Source organism: Deltaproteobacteria bacterium PRO3 (assembly GCA_030263375.1).
GTDB lineage: Bacteria > UBA10199 > UBA10199 > DSSB01 > DSSB01 > DSSB01.
Genome location: SZOV01000026.1, coordinates 1 through 15,087, shown reverse-complemented (window position 1 = coordinate 15,087; position 15,087 = coordinate 1). Strand labels below are relative to the sequence as shown.

Sequence of the window (15,087 nt, the reverse complement as noted above, 5' to 3'; positions counted from 1 at the left end):
GCAAAAAATTAATGGAATTGACCGAGATAAGCCATTAAAAACAATGGACTATTTTCAAGGGCAAAGCAGGCAACCCCGGGCGCTTGGCGCCGATAATGGGGCATCCTGAAATTCGGCGGGCACATGAAGGGATCGGGCCGTGGTCCATCGCCCCCTTGTGCCGACATCTTGGTTTTCGCGCCGCGCGGGATCGCCCGTCACGGCACCCGCCTTGTCGGAATCCCTCCAGGACCTCTTGACGAACCGCGAATTTCGCCGCGCCTTGACTCCCGCACAATTCGAAGAATTGGAATCGCTAAGCGCCGAGCGCGATCCTCTAGTTTTGGCCGAGGCCTTGTTGGCCTTTGGGACTCGCCTGGAGCGGGCCGGGCAAATGTCTGCGGCTATTGAATTGTATCGGTCCTCCATAGGGGCCGTTCGCGCTTGTCCCCCGGATGGGGGAAACGGGCCCCTACGGAGGTGTTTTGAAAATCGGATCCACGCGCTAACCGGGACGGGCCCCTGGCAAGACCGCTTGGAAGACCTCGGCCGCCGCTTCGTCGCCCAAGCCACCAATCCGACGATGATCCTCAGCTTTGCCGTCGCCGGCGGTCTCGCGGCCTGGGTGCGGCGTGCGAGCCTCGCCTCGCTCGCCCTGCGCGGCGGCGGGTTGCTGACGCGTGGCTACGGCGCCCGCCTAGCCGCCGGCGGTGCGGCCGCCTTTGTGGAGGCCCCGGCCTTCGTCGCCGCCGGTAGATTTTTTCGCGAATTGCTTTCCGCTTCGCCCGACGCCGTCTCTCCCTCTTGGGGGGAAGAGTTGGCCGGCGCCTGCCTCTTCCTCGGCAGCTTGAAGCTCGGCGGCTTCGCGGGCCGCGAGCTGGCCGCGCGCCTGACGCAGGTCCCGGGGCTGCGCCTCGCGGGCGCTTCCTTGGGGAGCCTCGGCGGCGTCTACCTGGGACACCGCCTGCAGGAGGGCGCGGGCCTGCGCCCCGTTCAAGACGAGGCGAACCGCTGGGTGGACGGCCTCAATGCCTGGCTTCAGATGCTGGCCGGCGCGCGCCTGCTGCGGACGGATCCCCGCGGGGTCCTGCTCGAGGCGCGCTTGGAGGGGTTGACGATGCCGCGGCGGGCCGCGGAAGTCGGGGCGATCCCCGCCTCGTCGCCTCCGATTTCGTCGCCTTCCAACCGAATTTTCGTCGCGGCTTCCTTTGAGGACGCCTCCCTGAGCCGGCCCCGGGAGATCCTGGCCGAGAGCTTCGATTCTCCGGAGCGCCAAGCGATGTTCCAGCGCTGGGGCGAGGCCGCGGTGCGCCGATTTCTTCCGGACCTGGAGGGCAGCGCCCGGCTGCTCGGGCAGAGTCCTGGGGCCTTGGAGCGCCTTTGTTTCCGCAGCGAATTGAGCGACGCGACGACGCTGGAGGCCGGATGGGCGCGATTGCATTATATGCTGCGTTATTCCGACGCGGAAGGCCGGGCGGGAAGCTACCTCAATTGGATGGGCCGCTTGTTGGCCGTCGAGGCCTACCGCCGCGGCGATATGGCGCGCTTGGATCTCTTCTTCCTCGGCTTGCGCGAGGGTGCCGACCTGGACCGGCTCGAGCGTGTCGTCGCGCCGTATTTCCCGGGCTACGATCTGTTTCGGGTAATGCCGAGGCCGTCGAGGCCGCGCGCGGCGGCCGGCGGCCTCTACTCTCTGGAAAACTTTCGACTGGTCGAAGCTCTGCCCGTCTCTGCGGCGGCCCGGAGGACCCTCAAGGAATTCCTGCGTTATCAGGGGATGTTCGAGACCCGCCTATTTTCCGAAATCCATGAATTGATGCGGCGGGAACCGGAATGGAAAACGGTAGCCGAGGCCGTCTTGCTGCGGGCGCAAAGTTCGCCGCTGGCTTATCTGCGCATCCTTCGCATGTTGAACGAAATGGAGTCCTCCGAGCGCCTCTATCCCAAGGTGCTCGAGTTGGGCGAGCCGGAAGCGGAAATCCTGCCTTATCGCGGAGGCGACGCCGTCTTTCCGAGACAAGTGTCCGTGTTGGGATCCGTTCAGGACGCTTATTTGGCCGACACCCACTTCAGTCAATATCTCGCCGCTTTCCATCGCGATTGGCGAGAGTCACAACGCACGGTGATGCGCGCGCTGAACGAGACCTGGGCCATGGACGTGATCCGCGAGGTCTGGCCCGCGCCGCGCCCGCTGACGCGCGAGGACCTCCTGCGCGCCCTGACTGGCCTCGACGACCCGATGACCGATCCCATCGCGCGGGCCCTGCGCAACCGGGATTTCAACCTGAGGATCCTGGACGACGCCGAGTTCAACGGGCTGGCCCGGCGCTTCAACGGCGACGACCGCGGCGACTTGTGGGCGGGCTTCACCGTGCGCGGCGACGCCAGCTATCCGGAGGACATGATCGCGATTCGTCAAGTCCGCCATGTTTCGGCGCCGGTGTTCCATGACATGATTTTCGAGCGCTTGGTCGCCCTGGTGCACGAGTACGAGCACCACGCGCATCCCGCCGCGGCCGCCTCGCCGCGGATCGCCTTGCTGCGTGAGGAGATGTCCGCGCACCTGCGGCACCTGCATTTCCGGGCCCGCAGCGGCTTTCCCGAATCGATCGAGGAGATCCTGCGCGTCTCGCCCTTGGGGTTGGGCATGTACCTGCGCGACCATGTCGAGACCGCCTACCTGCGGCGCCCGGCGCGCTCGATCTATCGCGTTCATCCGATGGCGGAGTCCGGTGTGCCGGAAAGAGAGGGGCTTCGATGACGGTACCCGCAGCCATTTTTTTCCGCCGCCCGGCGGCGGTTGACTCAGGCGAGCCCGCTCCGTTGGAAGCCCTGCTCGGAAACCCGGCGCTGCGGCGGGCGCTGTCCGAGGGCCAGTGGCGGGAATTGCGGTCGCTTGTCGGCGAGCGGAATGACAGGTTGGTCGTGGAGGCGCTGTTCGCCTTTGCCGGCCGCTTGGAACGCCATGGAAATACCGAGGCGGCGCTCGAGGTATATCGGTCCTCCGTGGGGGCCGTTCGCGAAAGGCCCCTACGGCGGCGTTTTGAAAATCGGATCCACGCGCTGCTCGGGACCGGCCCCTGGCAAGACCGTCTCGAGGACCTGGGCCGCCGCTTCGTTGCCCAGGCCACCGACCCCGCGATGATCTTCGCCTTCGGCCTGGCCGGCGGGATCGCGGGCCTGGTGCGGGCGGGGACGGCGGCGCGGCTGGCCTTGCGGGCGCCGGGCTTTCTCACGCGCGGCCTCGGCGCGCGGCTGCTCGGCGGCGGCTTGGCCTACGCGGCGGAGGTCCCCATCTTCGTCGGCGCCCACCGGGCCGCGCGGGGCCTGCTGCACCCGGAGACCGCGAGCGCCCCTTGGGCCGAGGAGCTGGCGGGCGCGGCGGTGTTCCTGGGAGTCTTGAAGCTGAGCGGCGGTCTCGCCGGAGAGCTCTTGCGCGGCCGCGCAGCCTCGCCGCTGTTGCGGGGCGGCGTCTCGGCCGCCTCCCAGCTGGGCGGCATCTACGGCGCCCACCTCCTGCAGGAGTCCCTCGGACTGAGGCCCCGTCAGGACGGGGCGGGCCGCGTGGTGGACAGCGTCGACGCCTTTTTGCAGATGCAGGTCGGCGCGCGCCTCTTGCACGGTGTCATGCCGGCGGCGGCGCCGCGCCTCGAGGCCTTTTTGGAGGCATCGACGCCTCGCGAGCTTTTACCCGCGCCCCGTTTCGCGCTGCATCCGCGCGAATCGGAAACCGCGACGATGCCCCCTTGGCGCCTGGCCGCCTCGCGGCGCTCGAGCGAGCTTCCGCCCAGGCCGGAAGCCTTCGCTCCCGAGGCGGAGAACGCCGCGCGCCGCGAGATTATCGGTCGCTACGACCGGGAGACCGGCGTCCGCGTCCTGAACGCCTTCGAGGCCCTGGCGAAATTGCTGGACGTACCCTTCGGCCGCCTCCACGAGGTCGGCCGCCCTTGGCTGGAGTGGGAGGGCGAGCGCCTGCATCTCGGCCTGCGCCGCCTGCGCCACGCGGTCGAGCACTCCTCGGACGAGGGGCTGAACGGCGGCTACCTTAATTGGCTGCTCCGCCTCTCGACCCAAGAGACGATCCGTCAGGGCCGGGCCGACTGGGGACGGCGACTCTTCGAGCTCCTAGAAAACGGGGCGCCGGTCGAGGCCTTGGAGACCTTCCTGGCCGAGCAGGTTCCGGCCTTCGACCTCTTCGGCCGGCGCGGCGGGAGGGGACTGGCGCGGGACTTTCCGCCCGGCGCAGCCCAGACGCGCGCTGTCGAGGCCTTGCCCTTGGGCGAGTCGGCCCGCGAGGTCTTGCTCCGCTTTCTCCGCTACCAGGGCCAGGTGCCGATGGAATTCTTCCGGCACCTGGACGAGCGCCTGCGCTCGCGGGATCCCGTGGCGCGCCTGATCGAGCCGACCTTGGAGGAGTTTCGCCACAGCCCGGTCTCCTACCTGAGGATGGTGCGGCTTTTCCAAGTTTTGGAGCACGACGCCGCGATCGACGCCAAGCTCTTCGAGCTGGCCGATCCGCGCCTGCGCCTGTGGGGCGATCGGGAGCGCGAGGTGAGCGGCTACGCCCTCCTGCGCTCGCAGGGCGACGGCTATCTCGCCGACCTGCGCTGGCTGGATTATTTAAACCGCATGCTGGCCGACAATCGCTCCCTGAGAAACCCCCTCGAGGCCATGCGGCGCCGCGAGCGCAGCGAGGAGGTCCTGCGCGGCCTTTTCCCCGAGCCTCGTGAACTTAGCCCCGAAGATCTCACCCGCGCCTTCGAGGCCCTGGGCGACCCCATCTCCACCCAGGTCGCCGCCGCGCTGCGCGCGGGCGAGGTGGAGATCCGCCTCTTGCCCGACTTCGAATTTGAGGCCCTCTTCGCCCGCGAGAACCGGGGCCACAGCGGCGCGATGATCCGCGCCTTCCTGCTGCCCGCGGGGGAGGGCAGGGCGGCGGACCAGTTGGTCCTGCGCCAGGTGCAACGCGTCTCCGAGCCCGTCTTCCGGCGGGTCCTACGCGAGCGGCTGGTGGACGTCGTCCACGAGTTCGACCACCACCTCCGGCCGACCTTGAGTCCGCGCACGGATCTCTCCGCGCTGCGCGAGGAGCTGCCCGCGCACCTGCGCCATATCCATTATCGCGCGCTCCTGGGCCACCCCGAGGAGCTGGACGCGATGTTCCGCGAGTCTCCGGCGGGGCCGGCCCTCTACCTGCGCGACCGGATCGAGGCGATCTATTTCCTGCGCAATGCCGGCCGCGCGGATCGCAGCCCCGCCATGGCGCTGGATCCGGCCGCGGCCCGGCTTCGCCTGGCGTCCTTGGAGGGGCAGTCCGAGTACATCCGCGGCTTGCTGAACCTGGCCGCGCGGGAATTCGACGGGATGAACCAGGCAGGGGCAAGGCCCCTTTCCGCCAACCTGCCCGAGTGGTTGACCGAGGCCGACTGGGCCTTGGAGCAATTCCAGCGCGACGTCGTGGCGGCGCGCGGGGCCTTCGGCACGGCGCTGCGGGAAGACGCCAGCGGCTTCGCGGCGGAGCGGGAGGCCTTCCAAAGATTGGACGCCTCTTTCACGACGTGGCGCCGCGCCTCGCGGCAGCTGCGCGCGCTCTACGATCTTTACTTGAGTCCGCCTTCGATGCGCGGCGAGGAGGAGATCCGGCGCCGCGGCGACTGGCTGGCCCTACAGGGCGTCTTCGACATCGCCCCGCCGCGCGCCGAGCCGGTCGCGACGGAAGCCTTGGACCCCGTCTTGCGCTACGAGACCGGCTTGGACCTCCTGCGGCGCTTCCACCCGAATTTCTCCCCCGAGCAGGCCGCGCTCTACGAGCGCGCCGCGCGCGGGCCGATCCGCGGCCGCGACATCGCCTTCGACCTGGACAAGACGCTGGGCGACACCCTGATGCGCTACTTGGCCGAGGACGCCTACCGCGAGCGTCCCCAGGACTTCGACGTGCGGATGGAGGACTATATCCACCAGTACACGCGCCTGCGACTTCCTTACCGCGGGGTCCAGGCCATGCTGCTCGGGCTCTGGGCCGCCGGCAACCGGGTGCGGCTCTACACCGCCTCGGAGAACCTGGTCGGCAACCACGAGGTCTTCTTTAACGACTTCCCGCTGATCAAGGTGGCGATGGAGATCGCGCCGCCCGGCGACCCGCACCGGTTGGTGGGCCTTCAGGACCTGAACGCGGCGCCGCACTACATGGATCGCCTCAAGTTTCGCGAGCACTACGCGAGGCATTTCGAGAGCGAGGTAGGCAGGGACTTCCTCGAGGGAATCCGCAGCGAGCAGGAGCTGCGCCGCCTCCCGGATCTGACGGTGGCCAAGCTGCCCTTTCCCGATTTCCCCTTCGACGTCCTGGTGGACGATCTCTACTATTTTGCCGGCGACCTGATGACGGTGGGCCTGGGCCGGCGCTGGGTCCGGGCGGAGGGCGACGTCCTCCGGATGCTGGAGGGCTTGGAGGAATATTTCTCCGGGTCTCTGCCGGAGACCTCGCCCCTGTGGCGGCGATGGCTGGGGGAAGCCGGCGATTGACTTTTAAAATAATTTTTATATTATTTTAAAATCCATGGCCATTTCCTTCGAAAAATCCATCCTACCCATGTCCGAGCTGCGGACCAACCTCGACAAGGTCAAGGCCCAGCTCAAGAAGACCCCCATCATCATCACCAACAACGGCCGCCCGGATTTCGGCGTTTGCGACCTCGAGACCTTGGAGATCGCTTCGCAGATCAAGGACCTGCGCGATCTGCTCAAGCGGCGCGCCCGCCGGCCTGAGGCCTCCGTCGACGCCTCGGCCGCCTTCCGAGCCCTCGATCGCAAGTACCATGGGCGTTAAATCCTATCGGGTCCGAATCCACAGCGATGCCTTGCGGGAATTGGAGGGTATCTATCGTTTCATCGGCGAGGACTCGCCGGCGCGCGCCCGACGATTCACCGAGGGTCTGAAAAGAAAAATCCTTGCCTTGGGCAGGTTTCCCCGGCGCGGTCGCAGGGTCGAGCTGTTGGAAGGTCCCGAAGGAGGACCGGAGATCCGTTTCATCGAACACAACGGCTATTTGATTTTCTATACCGTGGAGGTCCACTCGGTCCTGGTGCTCCACCTCACGGCGCCCGGCCGGGATTGGCGCGGTTTGTTCCTCTAGCTCGGCGGCGGAGGGAGGGTGCTGCTGCGCTCGCCGCGGGGCCGCGAGGCGCTCGGCTCGTAGCGCAGGGCGTCCTGAAAGGTGTGCGGCACCCCGTCGGCGAAGCGTCCCGTCTCCGGGTTGTAGAGGCCGAAGCCGCGGAGATTTTCCAAATACCAATCCTGGGCCGTGAGGGTCTCGCGGCCCAGGCGCTCGCGCAAGGCCGCCGTGCGTGCGTCGTCGATCGTCAGGACCGAGGACTCGGTGTCGATCCACTGCAGGCGCGGCCGTCCGCGCGCGTCCCTTCCCCAAATATACTGAAAGTCCGTTCCCGCCCCCGAGGTGTAGCCGGCGACCGCCATCCGCGCGAGATCGCGGGCCATCAGCGGGTTGAAATCGGCGCGATCCCGAACCGAGAGATCGCCCAGCCCGACGTGCGGCGTGCCCTCGGCCAGGTTGACGACCAAGGCTTGGCGGCCGTCGATTCGGACCAGCCCGTCGAAGCGGACCTCGCCGACGCCGGCCTCGGCCAGGCGGCTTAAGTTCAAGGCCTCGCTGTGGAAGGTCCCGCCCATCGAATGGGTGAGCATCACCAGGGCCACGGGACGCCGCGTGCCGTCGGCCTCGGTGACGTAGCCGCGGAAGGTGGTGCGGCCGCTGCCGACGCCGATAATCTCTCCGGTGCAGACGACGCTTTCGCCGATGCCGCCGCCGACGGTGCCTCCGCCCATGGAGGCGGGCAAGGCATATCCCTCCACCGTCGTGGCGGGAGACGAAGCGCGCATCCGCTCAGACATCTCCACGATGCGCCCCACGTCCTCGGGCCGCATTCGGCTCAAGCTGCGGCGCACCGAAGGCGAGAGCCGCGAGACCATCCGGGCCGCGTCCTCCGCGGTGTAGGTGCTGGGTAGAGCCAAGGCGACGCCCGAGCCGCCGGTCAGGGTGGTGTTGGTGAAGCGGAACACGGTGCGTTCCACGGGCGGGACCTCACCCATCACGGCGTCGGCGCGCTCGGTGCGCAGCGAAAATACTTCTTCCCCGATCAGGACGGTGTCGCCCATCACCGCGACGTCGGCGGCCAAGGCCGCAAGGCGCGGGGCCTCGCGTACCGCAGGAACGGGCGGACGCAGGGGGACGACGGGGGCTACCGGGGCCTCCGGCGGGGGCGCCTCGGGAGCGCCGCCGCTCTCGGGAGGCCGCGCGGTGCCCGGCGCCTCGAGGCCCAGCTCGGCGTTCATGTCGCCCCAATCGAGGGGGTCGGCGGTCCCGGTCGCCGGACGGCGCGGGGAGCTTCCGCCCTCTAGGCCCAGTTCCGCGTTGAGATCGCCGAAATCGAAGGGATCGCCCTCGAGCGGCGCGCCCTCGGCCACCGCGGGGGCCTCGACGGCGGGGGGACGGTAAATGGCTTCGATGCTTTGGGCCAGCCTGGCGAAGTCGGCTTCGCCGATCGCGTTGACGAGCGGCACCGAGGTTGCCTCGCCCACGTGGGTGCCCAGCACGCGGCCGAGCCGGCGCATCGTGTTTTGAAAGGCCGGGCCGTGAACGCTGCCTTCGCGCAGCACCGTCAAGTCGGTCCGCAAGTCCGAGGCCGCCTCAGCGAAGCCGTCCTCCTCGAGCCGCGTGGCAAGGAGTTCCAGCTGGTCGACGGCGCGGAGACGTTCCGCGAAGGCCGGCCGGGCTCGGCCGGAGAAGGCCAAATCGAGTAAGCCGCGCTGAATCATGTCGCGGCGCTCGGTGACGCCGGGCTCGGGCGGCGCGACCGGCGGCGGGGGCAGCAGCTCCGCCACTCGCCCCGGGCCGGCGGCCGGATCGTAGAGCTCGGCGACGCGGCGGGCGAAGTCGCGGCGCATCTCGCCGGACATCAGCGGCACGTCGGCGCCGCGGAAGGCCGCGTCGAAGCGGCGCGTCCGCACTACGGCGGCCAGGCGTCGGGCCGCGGCCTCGAAGGCGGGAGAATCCACGCTCGCCTCCGTCTCCAAAGTTCGAAGGTCCCCCCGGATGGAGCGGGCGACCTCGGGGTGGGCGCCCTCCAGGCCGTCGGCGATGCTGCCCAATTCCAGGGCCACGGTATTATTGGCGAAGCCGCCGCGCTCGGCGGGATCGGGAAAGGCGATCTCGGTGAGGCGCACGTCGATGGCGGCGGCGCGCTCGCCGTCGGCCAGGACTCGGGGGGCGCGGGGGATGGCCTCCACGGGCGTGCCCTCGGGGTTCGCCATGGGCAGGATGCCTTCGCGCGGCGCCGGTTCGGCCGGTCTTCCGCCTCGGATCACCACCGTGCCGACCTCGGCCGCCGGGTCGGGCGTCGGGGGACGACGCGGGCCCAGGACGACCGTGCCCCCTCCCGCGCCGGATTCGGGTTCCACCGGTCCGCCGGGAGGCCCCGCCGGTTCGGCGGGTGCTTCCGCGCCCTCGGCGGGGATCTCGAAGCGCAGGACGATCTCGCGACCGTCGGCCAGGCGGATCCGGTCGCCGGAGACGAGCTCGGCGCGGCCGGGATGGGCCGTGGCGGTCTCGGGTCGGACGACCTCTTCCGGCAGAAAACCTTCGCGGGCGTTCGGCCGCACGACGGTGACCGGCTCGCCGCTGGTGTTGAGCAGCATGACCCCGCCGCCGGTGGCGAGGGCGAGGCGGATCGGCCCGCGCAGGCCGGGGATCGTCGCGTTGCGGAAGGGCCGGCGGGCGTCGCTGAAGTCGACGGTCAAGGTGCCTTCGGAGAAGCTCACCCCCTCGCTTCCAGCCCCGGAAACCATCGGGCCCTCGCCCTCGGCGCTCCCCTCGGTCCTGCCGCCGCGTCCTCTTCCCTCGACGACGGTGCCGGCTTCTTCCCCGGATTCCGCCCGATCCCTAGCGCCTCTCCCCCGGCCTTCGACGACGGTGCCGCGTCCTTCGTCGCCGCCCTCGGGCCTAGCTTCGGTTTCGACGCCGGGCCGGACGATGCGCCCCTCGCGGACCTCCAATCGTCCGGTGGCCAAGTCCGTCACCACGCGGTCCAAGATCCGTGCCCCCTCGCGGCTGCTGGGATCGGTGCCCGAATCGGCGATGAAGCGGCGGACCGCCGGCAGGGCTCCCACGGCCGCCTCCAGTCGAGCCTGCGTGATGCTTCCGTCCCGAACCCCCGCGCGCAGTCTTTCGCGCAGCCTTTCGGGAAAATTCCTCGTGATCAGGCCCTCCACCTCGGCGGGCAAGGGAGGCGCGCCCTCCGCCGTGCCGCCGGTTTCGGGAGCGCGGACACGGGGACCTTCCCCGCGCGCCGCTTCGACCACCCGGCCCTCGCGCAGCTCGAGACGCCCCTCGGCCAAACCGACCACGGTGCGGCTCAAGATGCGATGGCCGGCCGTGGAGGAAGGCTCCACCCCGCCGGCGCTGATCCAGCGCCGGACGGCGGGGAGCGATTCGACGGTCGCCTCCAGGCGCTCCAAAGTAACGCTGCCGCTCTCGTAGCCCGAACGCAGCCGCGCGGTGACGGTCTCGGGGAAATGCGCCTCGGCCAAGTGGTCGAAGATGCGGCGCCGCGCGGTTGAGCGGGCCTCGGCGCGGCCCTCGGCCGGGACCTCGACGATATCCAAGGCGCCGTCGCGGCCGGTCTCGACGCGAACCTCGCCCTCGCGGATGCGGCGGGAGAGCTCGCGGGCGGCTTCACCCGACATTTCGCCGCTGAGCAGGCGGGTGAAGGCGCGGCGCCGCACCTCGCTGCGCATCATCGGGTCGACGCCGTGCAGGGAGGCGTCGAGGGCGCGGAAGGAGTCTCGGATCTCGCGCAGCGTCGACTCGGTGACCGGACCCCGGGCGGCGCGACGGGCGAAGGCCTCGCGGAAGGGGCGATTCGCCGCGGCATCGTGCGGGTCGGTGAGGCCCAATTCGCGGGCGAGGCGGTCGGACAAGGCGAAGGAACGGCGGAGCAGCTCACGCGAGGGAGGTTCGGAGGGGTCGGCGTGGCGGAAGGCGGCGAGCAGGTCGGGCTCGGCGGTGGGCGGACGTTCTCCCCGGCCCTCGAGCGGGATCACCGGCGCCTCGCCGGTCCTCGTCCGCCCCGGGCGGGCGGTGCCCTCAGCGCCGGGCCCCTCGGCCGGGGCCTCGGCTCGGGCGGCGCGCAGCGGCTCGCCGACGACGAACTCGCGGCCGTCGGCGAAGCGGATGCGGTCGCCCGGACGAAGGACGGTTGATCCTGCGGGGGCGCTGGCGGTCTCCGGGGCCAGTGTTTCGGTCATCGAACGGCCCGACCCCTCGGGCACTGCGTGTGCGCGGATCACGGTGATCGTCTCGCCCGTGTGGTTGTCGACGCGGTACTCGCCCGCGGCGGCGGTCTCGCCGAACCAGATTTCCCCGTGACCGGCGATGGAGACGTGGCGGAAGCCTGGACGGCTGAAGTCGACGTGGAGGACCCCTCCGTCTAAGCGGGAGCTCCCGGCCTCAGCGTTTGCTTCCAAAGCGAGGGTCTCGGAGGCGGGCGCGAGACGGGCCAGCAGGAGATCGGCGGCCATGCGCCGTCCGGCCGCGCTGGCGGGGTCGAGCCCCATGCCGCGGACCTGCTCGCGGATCCGCGCGACTACGCCGCCCTCGACGCTGACGCCGCCGGGATGGTCCAAAGTGCGCAGCAGCAAATCCCCGATCAGGCGCTGCCCCTCGAGGCTGGCCGCGCCCCGCGGACCGAGCAGCTCGTTGGCCAGTCCCTCCAATTCGGGCCTCAGGCGCTCCATCGCCTCGCCGCCGGAGCTCAGGCTTTCCACCGTCGCTCCCGAGGCCAGGGCGCGGCGCAGCAGCTCGGCGCGGACGATCTCGTAGGCCGGGCCCTCGCGCAGTCCCGCGGCGCGCGCGAGACGGCCGGCCTCGACCTGCAGGCGCCCGGCGACCTCGGCCAAATCCGCCTCGGGGTGGGAGGCGCGGTAAGAGAATAACAGGGCTTGAAGCCTTCTGCCCTCGGCGCTGTTGGCATCGACGCCCAGGACCATGGAGGTGACGCGGGAAAGGTCCCCGCTCGTCTCGCGTCCGACGCTCGAGGCGACGTCCGCCGCGCTCTCGCCGCGGGCGACCCGCGCGAGCATGGCGCTCAGCGCGGTCATTCCCTCGGCGCTCAATTCGCCCCGTTCGTTGGGTCGGCCGAAGCCGAGGCGCTCGACCGCGGGCAAAAGTTCGTGGATGGCGTAGCGCTCGCGCGTCGCCGCGCCCCATCGTTCAATAGTGCCCCCGGTAACCTCGTTGGCCAGGCGACCGGCCAAGCGCATTTGTGCATCCATCACCGCAGCTCCTAAGAGCCGGGTTAAGAAAGGGACATGGCCCTCGGAGGGATGGAGTCCCATGGCCTCGTTGAGGTATTCCACACCGGTGAGACCGGTAATTGTTCCTCCGTAACCAAGGGTTCCAACGGCGATGCGGCCTCCCAAGGTTAAGGTACGTCCTCCGCCGGCCGCAGCCTCCCCTAGCAGGCTGGTGCGTGCCGCGGCCCTCCCGAGCCCCGAGGTTATTGCACCCATGCTCCGGCAAAACATGAAAGTCACCAGCATGGCGCCGACACGGCGGCCGAAATTTTCGAGGGTCCAGTGGTCGGTTCGACCTGAGAACATGGTTTCAAAGGCCATGTCTGCAAGATTATAAGTCACGGCCTCTGTAAGTGAGCCCGCCACAAATCCGGTTGCGCGGAGAGCTACCGTGGAGGCAAGTGTAGTTTCCGTGACATACGCCGCGAAGGCCAGCTCCGCCCCACGCGCGGCCAGACTTCCAACTCCGAAAGTCACCGCGGTAATGACGCCGCTGCGGATGGCGGCGGCGTCGGACTCCGCGAAGATGATGGTCATGTTGCCGAGCTCAGTCAGGATGCCGCTCAGCCGGGCCTCGCCCGGGATTCCGTCCACCAGGGCTCGCGCGGCGTCCCGCGTGTGCGGATTGCGGGTCAGGAGGTTGCCGATCTGCGAGGCGGAGGAGTACATGCGCCCGGCCGAGAGGCTGGAGGCGAAGGAAAGCATCCGGTCGGAGAAGGTATCGTCGCTCAAGGTGATGTCCGCCGAGGCGTCGAGGATGTCGCGGATCGGGGCGGACGCCCGGGATTCCCAAAGCATGTCCCTGAGCCCGTAATCGCTGAAACGACGCAAGGCCTCCCGCACCGAGCCGCAGCGTCCCGAGAGGATCAGACGTTGCGCCTCGTCCAGCGCGCGCCGGATCTCACGGTCGCTCTCGGAGGCCCGCGTGGAGCCGCGTTCCCGCTCTTGGGCGATGTAATCGCCGGCGACCAGGCGAAGGGCATCGAGGACTTGCAAGGCGCGGGCGCGGCGGACGGCGCCTTCGACGTTGCGCAGCATCTCCTCGGCGCGGGGATTGCCGCGGATCGCCCCCAGCAGCTCGCGGGCCCGGTCGAGGTGGCCCAGGTTCATCTCGCGCATCGCGGGCACCATCTCGGCGATGCGGTGCAGCTCCCGCGGCGCGCCTTCGACGTCGAGGGCGACGATGCGGTCGAGCATTCCGTTGGCCTCGGTGCTCATCCCCGCCTCTTGAAAGACCTGCCCCAGGGTCAAATAGAAGTTGGCGCGCTCGGTCGAATTTTCGATGCCCTCCGCCTGCGTGATCAGGGGCGCCATCGCCTCGTTGACCCGGGCGTTGAGACCGAGGCGCCCGAAGATCGCCGCGGCCTGGAGGCAGGCCTGCAGCTCTCGGCGGGTGGGCGGCGTGTGGCGGCCGCTGAGCAGGACGTGGCCGCTTTGGGCCAGGTCGGCGAACTGGTCGATGGCCCGTTCGCTGACGGCGCCCAGCCAGGCGGTGTCGCCGTCGGTGACGGCGCGGTCGAGACGGCTGCGGAAGTCGGCGATCACCGCGTCGGCGAATTCCGCGTCGACGTGGCGCTCGTTGCGCAGGTGCCGAATGCGGTCCGCCGCGATGTCGCCGATGACCTGCGTCGCCCAGGTGTTGATCTCGGCCAGGTCCGTGCGGGTGGTTCCCGAGCTTTCCGCCTCCCGGCGGCACAGCGTCGCGACCCGCAGCAGGGTCCGCGCCTGGGTCAGGCGGTCGTCGGTGGGCAGGTCGGTGGCGGAGCGGATCGAGTTCCGCCAGGCGCTCAGGTGCTCGGGGCTGGCGATGCCGTCCAGGGCCATGTCGATCTCGACGGAGGTCGCGGCGATCTCGATGCGCCGGCGGGAATCGGTGGTGCCGCCGAGCTGGTCGTCGAGTTGGCTGCGCAGGGTGCCCAGGCGCTCGTCGGTGGCGCGGGCGGCCTCCGAGTCGCCGACGGCGGTGAAATAGGAACGGACCGCCAGGATGGAGGCGGCGGTGTCGAGGTAGGCGCGGGGGTTGACCAGGGTCCGCGAGACGGTGTGCGCCCGGGTCGTGCCGCCGACGCTGAAGTCGTCGACCTCGATCTCCTCGCGGTACATCGAGGGCGTGGGCGTCGAGGCCAGGCGCCGGGCGATCGGCGAGGCCAAATCCCTGAGACGCTCCTCCGCGCCCATGCCGGAGCCGTGCAGGATGCTGCCCATCGCGGTGAAGACCTGGAGGCGCAGCAAGTCGCCGGCGTCGGCCGGCAGCGAGGCGACCATCTGGTCGAAGACGTCGTTGACGCGCGTGGAGTCGCCCAAGGCGACGAAGCCGCGCAGGGCCTCGGCCAGGGCGGTGCGGCGCTCGGCCGGGTCGCTCAGGCCGCCGGCCCGCTCTACCGCCGCCTCGGCCTCTGCGGATTGTCGGCAGTATTCCGTCAGCCCCTCCGCGCTGAGCCTCGGCACGAGAGCCTCCCGCTCGCCCTCGATGATCCCCGACATCAAGCGGTCGATGGCCGCCGAGGCACCGCGGCTCTCGATGAAACCCGACGACGCGTTGTGGAGGTCGATCGCGTAATCCCGCATCAGCGTGTTGACCTCGGCGATGCGCTCCTCGGCGTCGTGCGTGACGAGCTCGACGTCGCGGCCCTCGATCCACTCGTGCGTGGTGGCGCCGCGCAGGCTCCGACGCAGCTCGAAGAGCTCGGTCAGGTTGCGGCCGATCCGGTCGGTGCGGTCGCGGTCGGTGAGATCCGAGG

At 69.7% G+C, this 15,087-nt stretch carries 4 protein-coding genes; all 4 read left to right on the top strand.

Annotation, left to right across the window (positions count from 1 at the left end; all coding sequences use genetic code 11):
• Nucleotides 1-514: 514 nt before the first annotated feature.
• From FBR05_05985 to FBR05_05970, 4 genes are read left to right on the top strand one after another with little or no spacing between them, the layout of a single operon-like run.
• Entirely contained in the window at nucleotides 515-2,740 is a 2,226-nt protein-coding gene (locus FBR05_05985; GenBank protein MDL1871737.1) for a hypothetical protein, read from the top strand.
• Complete coding sequence (locus FBR05_05980; protein MDL1871736.1) at nucleotides 2,737-6,501, top strand: hypothetical protein; 3,765 nt, start codon at nucleotides 2,737-2,739, stop codon at nucleotides 6,499-6,501. The genes FBR05_05985 and FBR05_05980 overlap by 4 nt, the downstream gene beginning before the upstream one ends.
• A gap of 34 nt (nucleotides 6,502-6,535) precedes the next feature.
• Nucleotides 6,536-6,805 carry a type II toxin-antitoxin system Phd/YefM family antitoxin gene (locus FBR05_05975; GenBank protein MDL1871735.1) on the top strand — a complete coding sequence of 90 codons (270 nt, stop codon included), beginning with the start codon at nucleotides 6,536-6,538 and terminating at the stop codon, nucleotides 6,803-6,805.
• Nucleotides 6,795-7,112, top strand: a complete 318-nt coding sequence (locus FBR05_05970; GenBank protein MDL1871734.1) for a type II toxin-antitoxin system RelE/ParE family toxin — start codon at nucleotides 6,795-6,797, stop codon at nucleotides 7,110-7,112. Before FBR05_05975 ends, FBR05_05970 begins: the two co-directional genes overlap by 11 nt.
• The last annotated feature ends 7,975 nt before the right edge of the window (nucleotides 7,113-15,087 follow it).